The 14,494-nt window shown below is 68.2% G+C and carries 16 protein-coding genes; 6 read left to right on the top strand and 10 right to left on the bottom strand.

The genetic code is table 11. The features are described from left to right. On the bottom strand, nucleotides 1–749 hold a 749-nt coding region (locus tag AC36XV_RS02160; RefSeq protein WP_492202026.1), incomplete at its 3' end, for a sugar phosphate isomerase/epimerase family protein. A 171-nt stretch (nucleotides 750–920) separates the two neighbouring features. Between AC36XV_RS02160 and AC36XV_RS02155 the strand changes: the two genes are divergently transcribed. Further along, nucleotides 921–1,325, top strand: a complete 405-nt coding sequence (locus AC36XV_RS02155; protein WP_492202025.1) for a hypothetical protein — start codon at nucleotides 921–923, stop codon at nucleotides 1,323–1,325. A 37-nt stretch (nucleotides 1,326–1,362) separates the two neighbouring features. On the opposite strand, the gene AC36XV_RS02150 is transcribed toward AC36XV_RS02155, so the two are convergent. From AC36XV_RS02150 to AC36XV_RS02125, 6 genes are all read right to left on the bottom strand, one after another. Then, entirely contained in the window at nucleotides 1,363–3,216 is a 1,854-nt protein-coding gene (locus tag AC36XV_RS02150; protein WP_492202027.1) for a potassium transporter Kup, read from the bottom strand. A 132-nt stretch (nucleotides 3,217–3,348) separates the two neighbouring features. Then, on the bottom strand, nucleotides 3,349–4,773 hold the full coding sequence (locus tag AC36XV_RS02145) for an alpha/beta hydrolase family protein (protein ID WP_492202024.1): 1,425 nt from the start codon (nucleotides 4,771–4,773) through the stop codon (nucleotides 3,349–3,351). Nucleotides 4,774–4,852: 79 nt separating this feature from the next. Further along, nucleotides 4,853–5,269 (bottom strand): hypothetical protein, encoded by a 417-nt coding sequence (locus tag AC36XV_RS02140; protein ID WP_492202023.1) that lies wholly within the window; start codon nucleotides 5,267–5,269, stop codon nucleotides 4,853–4,855. Nucleotides 5,270–5,301: 32 nt separating this feature from the next. Then, complete coding sequence (locus AC36XV_RS02135) at nucleotides 5,302–5,640, bottom strand: YbjQ family protein (RefSeq protein ID WP_492202022.1); 339 nt, start codon at nucleotides 5,638–5,640, stop codon at nucleotides 5,302–5,304. Continuing rightward, complete coding sequence (locus AC36XV_RS02130; RefSeq protein WP_492202021.1) at nucleotides 5,637–6,098, bottom strand: hypothetical protein; 462 nt, start codon at nucleotides 6,096–6,098, stop codon at nucleotides 5,637–5,639. The genes AC36XV_RS02135 and AC36XV_RS02130 overlap by 4 nt, the downstream gene beginning before the upstream one ends. Next, on the bottom strand, nucleotides 6,095–6,697 hold the full coding sequence (locus AC36XV_RS02125; protein ID WP_492202020.1) for an RNA polymerase sigma factor: 603 nt from the start codon (nucleotides 6,695–6,697) through the stop codon (nucleotides 6,095–6,097). The genes AC36XV_RS02130 and AC36XV_RS02125 overlap by 4 nt, the downstream gene beginning before the upstream one ends. Before the next feature lie 223 nt (nucleotides 6,698–6,920). Here AC36XV_RS02125 and AC36XV_RS02120 point away from each other — a divergent pair, with 223 nt between their 5' ends. Further along, on the top strand, nucleotides 6,921–7,460 hold the full coding sequence (locus tag AC36XV_RS02120) for a hypothetical protein (RefSeq protein WP_492202019.1): 540 nt from the start codon (nucleotides 6,921–6,923) through the stop codon (nucleotides 7,458–7,460). Nucleotides 7,461–7,524: 64 nt separating this feature from the next. On the opposite strand, the gene AC36XV_RS02115 is transcribed toward AC36XV_RS02120, so the two are convergent. Then, nucleotides 7,525–8,583 carry a proline racemase family protein gene (locus AC36XV_RS02115; protein ID WP_492202018.1) on the bottom strand — a complete coding sequence of 353 codons (1,059 nt, stop codon included), beginning with the start codon at nucleotides 8,581–8,583 and terminating at the stop codon, nucleotides 7,525–7,527. 1 nt (nucleotide 8,584) lies between these two features. Continuing rightward, on the bottom strand, nucleotides 8,585–9,562 hold the full coding sequence (locus AC36XV_RS02110) for an ornithine cyclodeaminase family protein (RefSeq protein ID WP_492202017.1): 978 nt from the start codon (nucleotides 9,560–9,562) through the stop codon (nucleotides 8,585–8,587). A gap of 49 nt (nucleotides 9,563–9,611) precedes the next feature. Here AC36XV_RS02110 and AC36XV_RS02105 point away from each other — a divergent pair, with 49 nt between their 5' ends. After that, a complete protein-coding gene (locus AC36XV_RS02105; RefSeq protein ID WP_492202016.1) occupies nucleotides 9,612–10,490 on the top strand; it encodes a metallophosphoesterase family protein in 879 nt (292 codons plus the stop codon). Next, complete coding sequence (locus AC36XV_RS02100) at nucleotides 10,487–11,170, top strand: alpha/beta hydrolase family protein (RefSeq protein ID WP_492202015.1); 684 nt, start codon at nucleotides 10,487–10,489, stop codon at nucleotides 11,168–11,170. The genes AC36XV_RS02105 and AC36XV_RS02100 overlap by 4 nt, the downstream gene beginning before the upstream one ends. Before the next feature lie 77 nt (nucleotides 11,171–11,247). Here the strand turns inward: AC36XV_RS02100 and AC36XV_RS02095 are convergent, their stop codons facing one another. After that, entirely contained in the window at nucleotides 11,248–11,670 is a 423-nt protein-coding gene (locus AC36XV_RS02095) for a hypothetical protein (protein ID WP_492202014.1), read from the bottom strand. A gap of 220 nt (nucleotides 11,671–11,890) precedes the next feature. On the opposite strand from AC36XV_RS02095, the gene AC36XV_RS02090 reads away from it, so the two are divergent. Beyond that, on the top strand, nucleotides 11,891–13,996 hold the full coding sequence (locus AC36XV_RS02090; RefSeq protein ID WP_492202013.1) for a DUF4397 domain-containing protein: 2,106 nt from the start codon (nucleotides 11,891–11,893) through the stop codon (nucleotides 13,994–13,996). A 186-nt stretch (nucleotides 13,997–14,182) separates the two neighbouring features. Further along, a partial coding sequence (locus AC36XV_RS02085) for a hypothetical protein (RefSeq protein WP_492202012.1) occupies nucleotides 14,183–14,494 on the top strand: 312 nt, incomplete at its 3' end.

Genomic DNA, 14,494 nt, shown 5'->3' with positions numbered 1-14,494 from the left:
TAGTTGTCGTACCGCTCGCTGTCGCCGATCCGGAAGTTCCCGAAATCCGGAAGGGTGCCGAGACGCGGATGGTCTCCCGCTTCGATCACCGAGGACAGCCAGCGGCCGTTGCTGGAGAGACCCCCGTGATTCTCCACGATCACGTTGATCCCATAGCCGTCGGCGAACACGGCCAGACGGTGCAGGCCATCGGCAGCCAGCGCCCTCTGCTCCTCCCAGCTGCCGTCGCTGGCCGCGTTCACGCGGATCGAGTGGCAGCCGAGCAGCCGCGCGGCCTCGACCCAGGGGTAGTGATTCTCGACCGCCATGGTACGGGCCCCCTCGTCGGGATCGCCGAGACGCCCCAGCCCGTCGCACATGATCAAGAGGCTTCGAACGCCCTCCGAGTCGCACCGGTCCCGAAGCGTCATCAGGTAGGCCTGGTCCGTCGCCCCGGGGCCGAAGAAGGTGTTCACGTACTCGACGGCGAGGATGCCGAACTCACGGCGGGCCACGCCCGGGAAGTCCAGGTGGTCGATCGTTCCGGCCCCCAGCTCGCGGTGCAGAGACCATTCCGCGAGCGAAATGGCGAAGAGGGGATCGCCGGCCCTGCCCGGGTGTTCCGACGCTCGCGCCTCACGGGGCGTCCCGATGCCACCGGACAGCCGCGAGCTCCCGGACCCGAGCACGAGCCCGGCCGCCCCTGCCGTCAGCCTGCGCACGAACCGGCGCCGGTCGAGCCCCTCCAGGTTCCGGCCTCCGTCTTCCATCGCTTCTCCTTGCCGGTCGCGGACACAGCCGCGAGAATCCATCCGAATCCCCGGTCGAGCGAAACCTACAGCTTTCCACCCGCGGACACAGCGCTACCCGGCTCGCGCGAGTTCGAGGGCTGGAACCGTCACCGGAAACCGAAGCCGGCGGTACCTGCTCAGGAGGGTCGCATGAGCCGCAGTCACGTCCCCGAGCCGACGAAGGCGACCACGCCCCAGTCCGCGTTTCCGGAATACGAGAGCCGCTGGCGGCTGGCCCGCGACGTAGGGGTCTTCGAGCTGAAGCTGGCCCTCGACGGTGTGAAGGACCTGGTCATTGCTCCGCTCGCCCTCGCCGCCTTCATCGCGGACATGGTGATGCCCAGTGAGAGCCGCGGGGTGTTTCTCCGGGCGGTGATCCGGATCGGTGAGCGCTTCGAGAAGTGGCTCAACCTGTACGGGTTGAAGCGGCGCGAGAGCAGCCGGACGATCCTCGACGAGGGAGGATCGGACGTAATCGTCGATTACGTGGAGTCGAGGACGCGCGACCTGCACCGAGGGCTCCGCGAGAAGCGGAAGGATCGGGGACCGAAGTAGAGCGCACCGCACCTAAGAAGCCGCGTCGAGCGGCCCCTCAGAGCTCCACCTGCGTCCCGAGCTCCACGACGCGGTTCGGCGGCAGCCGGAAGAAGTCCGTGGCGCCCAACGAGTTGCGGGACATCAGCGCGAAGAGCCGGGCCCTCCAGAGGCGCATCGGGGGCTCCTTGATCGCGATCAGCTTCTCCCGGCCGAGGAAGTAGGACGTCTCCATCGGCCGGAACCGCATGCCTTTCTCCCCATCGCACTGAGCCAGCGCCGCGGGCACGTGGGGGTCCTGTGCAAACCCGTAGTTGACGGTCACCGAGTAGATGCCGGCCCCGAGATCGGTGCAGTCGATCCGTTCTTCGGTCCCGACGTGCGGCACCTCACGGGTGGCGACGCGCAGGAAGACGACCTGCTCGTGCAGCACCTTGTTGTGCTTGAGGTTGTGCAGGAGGGCGGGCGGCGTCTGACGGATTCCCGAGTGCATGTAGACGGCCGTGCCCTCCACGCGTTTGGGCGGGTGGCGCTCCATGCTGTGCACGAACAGCTCGACCGGCAGGCTCTGGTCCTTCATCCGACGTCCCACCACCAGTCGACCCAGCCGCCAGGTGGTCATCAGGACCAGGATGGCTCCGGCCATCAGGAGCGGGAACCATCCCCCGTGAGGGATCTTCGGAAGGTTGGCGGTCCAGAATCCGAGGTCCACGGTGAGGAAGGCCACCACGAGCGCCACCACCGACCAGTGGGGCCAGCGGAACCGGTGTACCGCCACGAAGGCGAACAGGATCGTGGTGAAGACCATGTCGGTGGTCACGGCGACGCCGTAGGCGGCGGCCAGTCGGCTGGACGTTCGGAAGCCGAGGACCAATCCGATCGCGGCCAGCATCAGGACCCAGTTGATCCCCGCGATGTAGATCTGCCCGATCTCCCGCTCCGACGTATGGAGGATGCGCATCCGCGGCAGATACCCGAGCTGCACCGCCTGTCGGGTGAGCGAAAAGGCGCCGGAGATCACGGCCTGCGAGGCGATGACGGTGGCGACCGTGGTCAGGCCGACGAGGGGAAGAAGCGCCCAGCGGGGGGCCATGAGGTAGAACGGCTGCTCCAGCGTCTCCGGATGGGCGATGACCATCGCCCCCTGCCCGTAGTAGTTGAGCAGAAGGGCGGGCAGCACGACGGCGAACCAGGTCAGCCGGATCGGCCGGCGCCCGAAGTGGCCCATGTCGGCGTAGAGCGCTTCCCCGCCGGTGACGACCAGGAACACGCTGCCCAGCACGAGCAGCCCGCGGATGCCGTTCCGGGTGAAGAACTCGAGGCCGTAGAGCGGGTTCAGGGCGGCGAACACGGCCGGGTTCTCGGCAATGTGCGTCAAGCCGAGGATCGCGAGAACGGTGAACCAGATCAGGACGATCGGACCGAACAGGGTCCCGACCTTCGCGGTGCCACGGCTCTGAATCGCGAACAGCGCGAACAGGATCACCACCGTGATGGGGATCACGTACGGCGTGAACACGGGCGTCGCCACCTCGAGGCCCTCGATCGCGCTCAGCACCGAGATGGCCGGCGTGATCATGCTGTCGCCGTACAGGAGCGCAGCCCCGAAGAGTCCGGCCATCACGAGCCACTTCCGGCCTCCGGACGCCTCACCACCCGGCGGAGCCACCAGGGCGGTCAGGGCCATGATGCCGCCCTCCCCCCGGTTGTCGGCACGCATGACGAAACCCAGGTACTTGATCGAGATCACCAGGATGAGGGACCAGGTGATCAGAGACAGGACCCCGAGGATGTTCGCCGGGGAATGGTCGATACCGTAGGAGCCGTGCAGGGATTCGCGGAGCGCGTAGATCGGGCTCGTGCCGATGTCTCCGTACACGACACCGAGCGCGGCGAGAGACAGGAACGCCAGGTAGCGCCCCCGCGCCTCTCCGTGACCGTGTCCCGAGTGGCCCTCGCTGGAGTCTGGAGTCGGCTTCACCGGATCGAAGGTGGCCCGTCGAGCCGGTCGACGCCAGCCGACGTCCCTACCCTCCGGCTCCGATCAGTCGATCGTGGTACGCTCTTCGATCCATGTCGCGATCGCGTCCATCGCCGCGGGCGACATCGTCTCCTCGATCCCGGCATACTCCGAGGGAGCGCCCGTCTCCGCGGGCTGGAACAGGTGGTTCAGGCCCGGAAGCACCTCGACGGTGACGTCGCCGCTCGGCGCCTCTTCGAGGGCCTTCTCCACCGGAGGGGCGTTGCCCGAAGGCGGCACCTGCGTGTCCTTCTCCCCGTACAGCGCGAGCGCCGGCACATCGAGCTCCCGGAGCGCCGGCAGGGGATCGTAGACGAGGAAGTAGCGCATCCACGGCGCCAGCAGGCCCCGCACCTGCGCCTCGGCCGCCTCCCCGGTCAGCCCGGCCCCGGCCAGGGCCTCCCGGGCGCGCGCCGCCGCAGTGCTGTCGTCGGGGGCGGTGAGCACGGCATCGAGCACCCTCGCCTGCAATGCGGACCGCTGCCCGATCACGCTTTCCGGCAGACCGGAGGCCCGATTGATCGCCTCGCCTTGCAGCACGAGCAGGTCACGTCCGTTCATGCCGGTACTCGCCAACAGGACCACGAACGCGATGGCGTCACTCCGTCCCGCCGCCATCGGGGCCACGATCGCCCCCTCGCTGTGGCCCACCAGGCCGATGGCATCCGGACGCACGCGGGGCTGGGCCGTCAGCCACGCGACCGCCGCGAGAGCATCGCTCGCGAAGTCGGGGGTCGTCGCGGCACCGAAGTCTCCGGTGGACTCTCCGATCCCGCGATCGTCGTACCGAAGCACGGCGATGCCCCGACGGCTGAGGTAGTCCGCCAGCACGAAGAACGGCCGGTGACCGAACACCGTCTCGTCCCGGTCCTGAGGTCCCGAGCCCGAGATCAGCACGACGGCGGGAAACGGGCCGTCACCCGGGGGCACGGTGAACGTTCCCGCCAGTCTCACGCCGGCCTCGGCGTTGTCGAACGCCACTGACTCGACGGCGTAGGGATAGGGGGGCTCGGGCTCCTGCGGCCGGTTCGGAGCGAGGGCCTCGGCGTCCGCACGCTCCAACCGGAGCGGGACTCGGTTCCCTCCCTGCGCCCAGCTCCCCTCGATCTGCGTTCCATCCGCCGAGAGCACTCCGGTGTACTCGCCCCCGACCATGCGCAGCTCGAAGCGCACCGAGTCGGAGCCGCGCGCCTCCACGGCGGAGAGCGCCAGTCCGTACGCGCCCTGGTCCGGACTGTCCAGCGTGCCCGACAGGTCGCCCGCCGAGTCCCTGTCGATGTGAAACACCAGCCGCAGCTGCTGACCGGCCGCGTTCAGCGTACCGGCCCACGTGCCCTCGGGGCCGCTCCCCCCACCGGGTTCCTGCGCCGAGGCCGTCGTCATCGCCACGGCAGCCAGCGTGAAGCCGGCGATCCCGATGCGGAACCACTCTCGCACACGGCGCTTCACCAAACCCTCATTGAACGGCGGGGGGCGCCGCTCGGCGCCCCCCGGGAGTTCACGCTCGTCTGACGAGCCGGTGACGCGCTCACTCCGAGTCGCTGGATTCGGCGAGCGGCTTCAGGTTCAGCGGAAGCTGCTGCCCGGCCTGGTTGAAGTTGCCGGCGAGCGCCCCCTCCTCGTTCAGCGTCCCATCGAACCCTCCGCTGCCGGGGATCTGGCACCCCGAGATGTGCAGCGTCGGCCCGTCCACCTTGGTCTCGGTGCACGCGATGCCCGCCGCACCCTGGGCGGGCACGTCCAGGGTCGTGCTGAGCGTTCCGTCCTCGCCCTCGACCACCCTGAAGATCAGCTCGATCTCCTGCCCGTTGGGCAGCGGCAGCATGCCGGACCAGTTCCCGGTCAGCGTCGTCTCCTGCGCCACGGCCTCCGCGGGACCGAAGGCTGCCGTACACGCGACCATCATCAGGATCGCAGCGAACGCTCGTTTCGTCTGCTTGAACATCGGGTTCCTCCCTCTCTGCCACGGGGCTCCTGTCAGAAGCCCGAGACTTCAGGTTCTTTCTCCAGCTTCACCGCGTCCCCGTATGCCAGGATCTCGGAGGCCGAGCCCATGACGTAGGACGTGGCGAAGCGCACGTTGACCACGGCGCTCGCGCCGATCTTCTCCGCCTCCTCCAGCATCCGATCAATCGCCTGCTCCCGCGACTCGGCCATCATCTTGGTGTACTCGGTGACCTCGCCACCCACGATGTTCCGGAGACCTGCCAGGATGTCCCGGCCGATGTTCCGGGCCCGGATGGTGTTGCCCCGCACGAGGCCCAGCGTCTCCGTGATGCGATGGCCCGCGACGGTCGCGGAGGGTGTGATCATCATCGTTCGATCTCCTTGTAGGGATCCGTCCGGTAGACGAAGATCCGATGCCTGAGCACGGACACGAGGAGCATCACCAGGCCGACGATGAGGGCCAGCACGCTCCACTTGACGACCGTGGGCATGGCGGTGTCGGCCATCAGGTCCTTGACTCCCTGCCACGCACCCCAGGAGCCGAGCACGATGGCTCCGAGCGACACCAGGATCCACGCGATCCCCCTCTCGAAGCGGGAGTACACGCTGGTCCAGTATCGGTCCCACAGCTCTTCCGGTGGATTGCGGAAACTCATGTTCGCCGTCACCTCCTTGAGCCTGGAGAGGCGTTCCCACTCCTCTCCCAACTCGGGGTTCTCGGAGATCAGCCGCTCGAGCTCCAGACGCTCGGCGGGTTCCAGCTCTTCGTCGAGCGCCCGCATGAGGAGCTCCCGGCTTCGGCTGATCCGGCTGTCGTCCACGTTCATCCGAGTCCTTCCAGCCGGGCCGCGAGCTTCTGCCGCGCGGCATACAGACGGGACATCACGGTGCCGATCGGAACGTCCAGCAGGTCAGCGATCTCCCGGTACTTCAGCCCCTCGAACTCCTTCAGCACGAACACCTCTCGCTGCGCCAGCGGTAGCTCCGCGATGGCCTCCTCGAGCTGGTCGCGCAGCTCATCCCGGGCCCGGACCTTCTCCGGATCGTCGGCGGCCGCACGCTGGGTCGCCTCGGCCACCAGCCAGCTGCCCGCTCGCTCGAGCTTGCGACGCCTCGACGAGGTGTCGCGAGTGAAGTTGTAGCACAGCCGGCGGACGATCTGGTACAGCCACGGGTAGAACGGACGCTCGGGATCCAGCCGGCCTCGAGCGCGGAACGCCCGAACGAACGCCTCCTGCGACAGGTCTTCGGCGTCCTGCGGCGACCCGACCATGCCGAGGGCCGCGAAGTAACACCGCTGCATGTACCGGGACACCAGCTCCCCGAATGCACCGGTATCGCCCGCCCGGACTCGTCTGACGAGGATGGCTTCGGCCGTGCGGCCATCATCTCGTTCGCGCTCCAGCTCCGACCTGTCTCGGTTCACGGGTCGCCGATCGGCTCCCTTCCGTCTCAGGTTACACGACCGCGGCGGGTTTATTCGGCGCTCGCGCGAGAGCGCCGCGTTCGTGGCGGAAACACGTGGCGCTGGGCATGAGTTGCATCGTGCGTCCCGGATTCATGCGCACCGGCCGCCGGAACATCCGCCTGCATTCGAGGGTCTGGAGGGTCCACGGTCCTCGGATGAAGACTCCGCCCGGGAAGGTGGCATGTCCAGATTCATTTCGTCGTCCCGTCCGTCGTTCGGCATCGGCATCGCGATCGCCGCCGCGTTGAACCTGACTCCGGTGGCCGCGGCTGGCCAGCCTTCGGCCGATCCGTGCGGGTCGGAAGAGCACCACCAGTTCGATTTCTGGCTCGGCACGTGGGAGGTCACGAACGCCCAGGGAACCCGGGTGGGAACGAACCGGATCTCGTCCATCCTCTCCGGGTGCGTCCTCATGGAGGAGTGGGAGAGCGCGGGCCTGTTCGCCGGCAAGAGCTTCAACATCTATGACGCCGCCTCGAATCGGTGGCACCAGACGTGGGTGGACAACGGCGGCCTGTTGCTCGAGCTGAACGGAGGACTGGTGGACGGGAACATGGTCCTCGAAGGTCGGCGACCGGGCGCGGACGGCTCCGTTGTGCTGCACCGGATCACGTGGAGGCCCCTGGAGGGCGGACAGGTTCGACAGACGTGGGACACCTCGTCGGATGACGGAGCGAGCTGGTCTACCCAGTTCGACGGGCTCTACGCCCCGACGGAATAGCCGCTCTCCAGAGGAATGGCCGCCCGCGGCTCGCCGCCCTCCGCGCGACCCTCCGCAGACCGCTTCAGCGGAGAAGGAACCCCGCCCCGAGCGGATCGGCCGGGTCCACGAAGAACTCGTGCCGGCCGGTCAGGTGGGCCGAACCGGTGACCTCCGGGATCACGGCCGGCCACTCGCCGATCGTGCAGCGGCCCGTGATCCGTACCCGGAAAAGGGTCCCGATCAGGCTCTCGATGATCATCGCGTCCCCGACGGCCAGCTCTCCCCGAAGGCCGTGGATGGCCGCCCGCCCGCTCACCCCGGTGCCGGTGGGACTGCGGTCCACCTCCCCGTCGGCGAACACGCAGACGTTACGGCTATCTGCCCCTTCCCGGCCGGGCGCCACGAAGATGGTACCGTACAGGAAGGCGAGATCCGCGTCCCCGCCCGGGTGGACGATCTCGTACTGCTTCGACACGGCTGCCTTCACCCGGCGACCCGCCTCGATGACGTCCGCGTAGGAGCCCGGCTCGAGAGAGAGCCCGACATCGGCAGCCTCCACGTAGGCGTAGTAGGCGCCGCCGAAGGCGATGTCGCACCGCACCGTCCCGTACCCCTCCACGTCGACTTCCAGATCGGGTGCGAGGACGAAGGAGGGCACGTTCTCGAACGAGACGCTCTCGACGCGCACTCCCTCCGGCCCGGTCGACAGCTCCGCGGTAGCCGTCACCCGTCCTGCCGGAGTGTCGATCCGGACGATCGGCCGACCGGCCCCATCTCGCCCCAGCGAGCCCGGGTCCAGAAGTCCGCACTGCAGGCCCACGGTCACGAGACCGATGATGCCGTGCCCGCACATGGTGGAGTACCCCTCGTTGTGCATGAAGAGCACGCCCACGTCGCCGTCGGGCGTGACGGGCTCCGTGAGGAGACAGCCGTACATGTCGGCGTGACCGCGCGGCTCCCACATGAGGGCCCGACGAAGGGCGTCGTGGTGCTCGATCGCGTACCGACGCCTGGCGAGGATGGTCTCTCCGGGCAGGTCAGGCCATCCGTCCGTGATCACGCGAAGAGGCTCCCCTGCCGTGTGCGCGTCGATCGTCCGAAGGCACGTCCACCCCTTCGGCGGCCGAAATCGGTCCGTCACGTCAGAGCTCCACTGGAATCGCCAGCCCGCTCTCGGCGGCCCGCCGCATCACTCGCGATGCAGCCACCACGTCCTGTACGGCGTGGCCGACGGACTTGAAGAAGGTGATCTCGTCGTGATCGGTCCGGCCCGCCACCCGTCCCGAGACCACGTCCCCGATCTCCCTCCAGTCCTCGGATCGGGTGAGGCCCGCGTCGATGCCGGCGACCAGCTCCCCCGCCTCCTGCAGGGCCGACTCCACCCGGTCCACGAACACCGTGGCTCTCTCGACCGTGGTGAGGTCGACCTCCCGCCGGTCGAGGGTGAACGTGCCGATCGCGTTCACATGTGCGCCGGACGCGAGACAACGGCCGTCAAAGACGGGTGTCGGTGAGTTCGTGGCCGCACACACGATTTCGGCGCCCTCGACCGCAGCTTCGGCGGACGAGGCCCTCTCCAGCCGGGCGCCGACCTCGGGCTGCATCCGATCGATGAAACGCTCGATTTCGGCCGGGTCGAGCGCGTGGATCCGCACCCGCTCGAGCGAGCGCACCGCATCCATCGCCAGCAGCTGGGTACGGGCCTGGACTCCCGCCCCGATCAGTGCGCCGGTCCGGGCGTCCGGGTGCGCGAGGAGGTCGGTGGCCGCTCCGGTCGCGGCCCCGGTGCGCCAGGCGGTCAACGATCCTCCATCGAGGAGGCCGATCGGCTCTCCCGATTCCGGATCGAGGACGAGGACGAGCCCCGAAACCACCCTCTTCCCGAGATCGCGGTTGCGGTTGAAGATCGAGACGGCCTTGGCGGCGAGCCCCTCCCCCGGAGCGTACGCGCCCATGATGAGGGTGATGCCGTCGACGTCATCGACCGGCACGGCCCCGCGGTGCGGCGCCACGACCCGGCCGGCCGACAGCGAGGCGAAGGCCGACTTCATCGCCTCGACAGCGTCGGACATCGGCAGCAGTTTGGGGATGTTCTCCGCCGCCACGGTGAGCAGTTTCATCGTGTCCGAACAATAACCGGCGCCCGACGGACGCGTAAGGCGAATTCCTGTGCGAGCACTTCACTTCAGCGATATTCACATCGGCCTCGGCCTCCGGAGGGTCCCCCCCTCGGACTGGCCCGGGAAACGCGTGGCGGGCGGTCTGAATTTCGTGCGGGGCCGGGGCCGGCGCTTCAAGCGCGCCCTCGAGAAGCTGGAGCGGCTGGCGGAGTTCGCGCACCGTAGCGAAGTGGACCTCGTGATCTTCTCGGGTGACTTCACCGCCATGGGGACGCGGGCGGAGTTCGCCGCCGCGCGGACCGCGATCCAGCCTTTCCTGGACGCTCCCGCCGGTTTCGTGTGCGTGCCCGGCAATCACGATCTCTACACCGGCACGGTCGTTCGTCAGCGGAGATTCGAGACGACCTTCGAGGGCCTGCTCGACTCGGACCTCCCCGGGAGCGCCGTGGATGGGCCGTGGCCCCTCGTTCGCCTCGTCGGCCGGGACGTGGCGGTCGTCGCCCTGAACAGCGCCCGGCCGAACCCGCTCCCGTGGAGGTCGAGCGGGATCATCTCCCCCGCGCAGATCGAAGCCACTCGGGCGCTCCTCCGGCGTCCCGAGCTCGCCGGTCGGTTCGTGTTCATCGTCACGCACTACGCTCCGTGCCTCTGGACCGGCGGCCCCGACACGAAGAACCACGGGCTCGTGAACGCCCAGGACCTGCTGGAGCTGATCCAGGGGATTGAGCGGGGAGCGCTTCTGTGCGGGCACGTTCACCGCACGTTTCGAGTTCGCCTTCCGGGCATCGGGCCGGAGATCTTCTGTGCCGGGAGCGCCACCATGCACGAGCTGGAAGGCTTCTGGATGTTCGAGCTCGAAGCCGGTCGGATCGAAGCCCGGCAGGGGCGGTGGACCGGATCGGGGTACGCCCTGGAGGCAGGCGTTTGAGTGAGCTCAGGGTTCGAGAGCTGCGCCTGGCCACGGCCGCTGATCAAGACGTGTCGGCGATCCTGCTGGAACCGGAGGACCCGTCGGCGCTGCTCGTTCTCGGCCATGGAGCCGGCGCGGGGATGCGCCACCGGTTCATGGAAGGCCTCGCCAGGGCGCTCGCGGACCGCGGGCTCGCCACCCTGAGGTATCAGTTCCCCTACATGGAGGCCGGTAGGCGAGGGCCGGATCGGGTCCACGTCCTCACGGTAACCGTCCGGTCCGCGGTGGCCGTCGCACGGGACCTCTCGCCGGGGTGTCCGCTGCTCGCGGGCGGGAAGTCCATGGGAGGCCGAATGACCTCGACCGCCCAGTCCGAGCACCCGATTTCAGGAGTTCGAGGTTTGGTGTTCTTCGGGTTTCCACTGCACCGGCCGAACGACCCGTCGGATGCGCGAGCGGATCACCTGCGCGATGTGGATGTCCCGATGCTGTTCGTGCAGGGGACCCGCGACCGACTCGCCGAACTCGATCGCGTGAAGCGGGTGACCCGTGGACTCGGAGAACGCGCCCGGCTGCACGTGGTCGTGGACGCGGACCACGGGTTCGACGTGCTCAAGCGGACGGGGCGCTCCGCCGCGGAGGTGTACGGCGACGTGGCGGCTGCCGTGCGCGGCTGGGCGGACGAAATCTTGCGCTGATGCTTTCCTGAAGGCGGAAGGGGAGCGGCGAACGCCCCCCTTCCTGAGCTTCCGGCTCCAATCCAGCGAACGCAGGGCTACCGGCCAGGCCGGTGCACCCGAGCCCGCTTCCGGATGGCGCTCCGGGTGCCGGAAGCGCTTCCCATCGAACGCCGCCGGGCTTCGACTCGGGTCGCCGTCGCTCCGTCCGGGCGGACCCGGTTCCGGGTCCTCGCCTGGTTCTCGACGCGCGTCCGCGTCCCGACGCCACCCGCCGGCTGGCGCACGCGGACCCGGTCCTGAGTGCGCGCTCGAGTCTCCACGCCCTGCTCAGCGGCGACGCCGTCCGGCGGCTGATGCAGGCGGACCCGATCCTGCCGCTGAACTTTCTCCGCAGTCGGTCCGTCCGCGGAGGGCTCGGCCGGCTTGTCCTGCGCAAGGGCGACCGACGACGCCACCAGGGTGAACAGAACCGTCAGGGCCAGGTACCTCGATCGACTCTTCATCGTCTCATCTCTCACCTCGGCATCCCCGTGCCCGGCATCTCCGGGCCTCCATTCCCAAGACGAGTCTGCCGCCTCGATGGTCACGAGGACCGCACTCGCAGGAAGGTTTGAAGATCCCTGTCCCGAACGAGATGTAGACAAAGACTTGACAGACCTTCCCAGTGGCGATAAATAGGTGGACAACGATTGTACAAACCACGGGGAGGCCGAGGCCTCGCGAACCCAGGGAGGAAAAATGAACGGTTGGAAGCGGTTGCTGGCGCTGACCGCCGTGCTCGGGCTCAGCCTGACCGCGGCAGCGTGCAGCGACGACGATGATGACAACGGCATGAACCCCATGCCAGAGACGGGTCAGTTCAGAGTCGTGCATTCGTCACCCGACGCACCTGCGGTCGACATCTATGTCGAGGGCGTGGGGATCGTGGCGGCGAACGTGTCGTACGGTGACGTGACGCAGTACGTCACGGTGGACGCGGGCACGTACAACGTGCAGCTGCGTGAGGCGGGCGCCGACTCGAGCACCGATCCGGTGTACGAGACGGGCGACGTGGTGATCGGCGCGGACCAGGTGCTCACGGCGATCGCCGCGGGCCTGTTCAACTCCACGAACGCGGATGACCAGTTCCGGGTCCTCGGCCTGTTCGAGGAGTTTGCGACGCCTGGCTCCGGCAACGCCATCGTGCGCGTGGTCCATGCCGGGCCCGACGCCCCGACGGTCAGCATCGATGTGGGCGCGGATGGCTCGAACGAGATCGTGGACCTGGCGCGGTTTGCCGACACCGGGGCGAGCGGAATCGACCTTCCGAGCGGCTCGCCACTCAACATCGGCATCGTGGCGGGCGGCGTGACGGTAACGACCTTCACGACCCCGGGGCTCACGGCCGGCACCGAGTACTTCCTCATCGCCACCGGCCTCCTGGCACAGACGGATCTCGAGGCGGACGACGCCTTCAAGATCCTCGCGGTCACGAACTCGGGCGCGGCCCTGTTCATTCCGCAGGATGGTCCGGTCACCGGTACGGCGACGCTGCGTGCCGTCCATGCTTCGCCGGACGCTCCGGCGGTCGATGTCTGGGTCGAGGGCCTTTCAGTGCCCCTGATCAGCGCTCTGAGCTACGGCGACGCGTCGCTGTACTTCGAGGTTCCGGCCGGCACGTACAACGTGCAGCTGCGAGCCCATCCGTCGACCGAGGCTGACGCCGTGGTTTACGAGACGGGTGACATCGAGCTCGCGGAGGCCCAGAAGATCACCGCGGTCGCTGCGGGCTTTCTCGGGTCGATGGATGAGTCCGACGCCTTCCGTATCGTGCCCCTCGCCGAGGAGGTCGGTTCCGGGTCGGGCGCGCTGGTTCGAATCGTCCATGCCGCCCCGGACGCTCCGGCGGTCGATCTGGATGTCGGCGATGACGGCACCGTCGACGTGTTCGGACTCGAGCGGTTTGCCGACACGGGCGCCGCGTGGGTCGAGCTGCCGGCCGGCGAGGCCCTGCAGATCGGGGTCAACGCGGCCGGAGGCGACCGGGTGACGGCGTTCACCACCCCGGCCCTCCCGGAGGCGGAAGAGATCTTCGTGATCGCCACCGGAACGCTCACCCAGCCGGCCCGGGCCGACGACGGCTTCTCGCTGCTCGCCGTGTTCGCGGACGGCACGAGCGCCTTCATCAAGCAGAATCCGGTCGTATACGCCCTGCACGGCGGACCGGATGCTCCGGCGGTCGACATTTACGAAGGTGAGACCCTCGTTGTGGAGAACCTGGCGTTCGGTCAGCTGAGCGGCGCCGTCCAGGTACCGCCAGCGGAATCCTACACGATCGACTTTTACGCTACGGGCACCGGGGCAGGCAGCCCGGCCGCCACCGTCGAGACACCGGCTCTTGAGCCGGGGAAAGTTTACCTGGCCGTAGCGGCCGGTGAGCTGGCTCCCGAGGGCACGGAGGAGGCGTTCACGCTGCTCGCGTTCGAGGAGCTGTTCGACCCGACCGAGACCGCCCGGATCCGCGCCGTGCACGCGTCGGGCGACGCTCCGGCCGTGGACATCGGGACGGTCGATGCCGGAACGGGTGAGATCGACCTGGTCCTGTTCCAGAATGTTTCGTTCGGTCAGGCGTCCGATGCGATGGGTCTCGAAGTCCCCGTTGCAGATCTGACGATCGGTGTGGCGGCGACCGGAGCGACCACCCCGGTGGCCACCTTCGATGTGACGACCACGGCCGGTCTGCAGACCTTCGCCGTGGCGGCCGGCGCTCTCGCTCCGGACGGAGCCGAGCAGGCGTTCCGACTGCTGCTCGTGGTGGTGAGTTCGAACCCGTGGGTGGGCGCGGAGGTGCTCCCCAACCCGTGATGAACCTTTGACGGAGGACCCACGGCGTATCCGGTCCAGCCTCGACCGGTGCGCCAGAACCGGGGCGGCCCGCTTGCGGGTCGTCCGGGCCTCCCTTTTACGGAGCAGGGTTTCTTGAGCGGCAGGCGGCTCGGGGTCTAGATTGCTTGCCCCATCGTCCTCATCCCTCAAGCAAGGAGGACCCCGATGAGGCACACGGAATACCGCAGGAGAATCGGAGTCGGTCGGGGCCTTTTCATCGCCTTCGCAGCGTCCACCGTCAGCGGATGCGTCAGCACCAAGGCGCCCACCCGGACGAGCTTCATGCAGAGCGTGGGAAGTGCCGTATCCGCCCAGAGGATCCGGGTGGCGGACCACAACCTGGCCCGGAACTTCATGACGATCGTCGAGCTCACGGCCGACAGTGTCGCCTCGATGACGGACGACCCGGACATCGTGTACAACACGCTCGTGTGGAAGGCCAATGGGATACCGGCCATCCAAATGGCCCTGTATCAC

The sequence above is a fragment of the Candidatus Benthicola sp. genome, from assembly GCF_058719085.1.
This window is presented reverse-complemented; position numbering and strand designations above follow the sequence as displayed.

What these genes read in the sequence shown, in the direction of transcription:
- AC36XV_RS02155 (WP_492202025.1), top strand. Translation starts at nt 921, where the DNA reads ATGAGCCGCAGTCACGTCCCCGAGCCGACGAAGGCGACCACGCCCCAG.
- AC36XV_RS02140 (WP_492202023.1), bottom strand. Translation starts at nt 5,269, where the DNA reads ATGTTCAAGCAGACGAAACGAGCGTTCGCTGCGATCCTGATGATGGTC.
- AC36XV_RS02130 (WP_492202021.1), bottom strand. Translation starts at nt 6,098, where the DNA reads ATGAACGTGGACGACAGCCGGATCAGCCGAAGCCGGGAGCTCCTCATG.
- AC36XV_RS02110 (WP_492202017.1), bottom strand. Translation starts at nt 9,562, where the DNA reads ATGAAACTGCTCACCGTGGCGGCGGAGAACATCCCCAAACTGCTGCCG.
- AC36XV_RS02090 (WP_492202013.1), top strand. Translation starts at nt 11,891, where the DNA reads ATGAACGGTTGGAAGCGGTTGCTGGCGCTGACCGCCGTGCTCGGGCTC.
- AC36XV_RS02135 (WP_492202022.1), bottom strand. Translation starts at nt 5,640, where the DNA reads ATGATGATCACACCCTCCGCGACCGTCGCGGGCCATCGCATCACGGAG.
- AC36XV_RS02120 (WP_492202019.1), top strand. Translation starts at nt 6,921, where the DNA reads ATGTCCAGATTCATTTCGTCGTCCCGTCCGTCGTTCGGCATCGGCATC.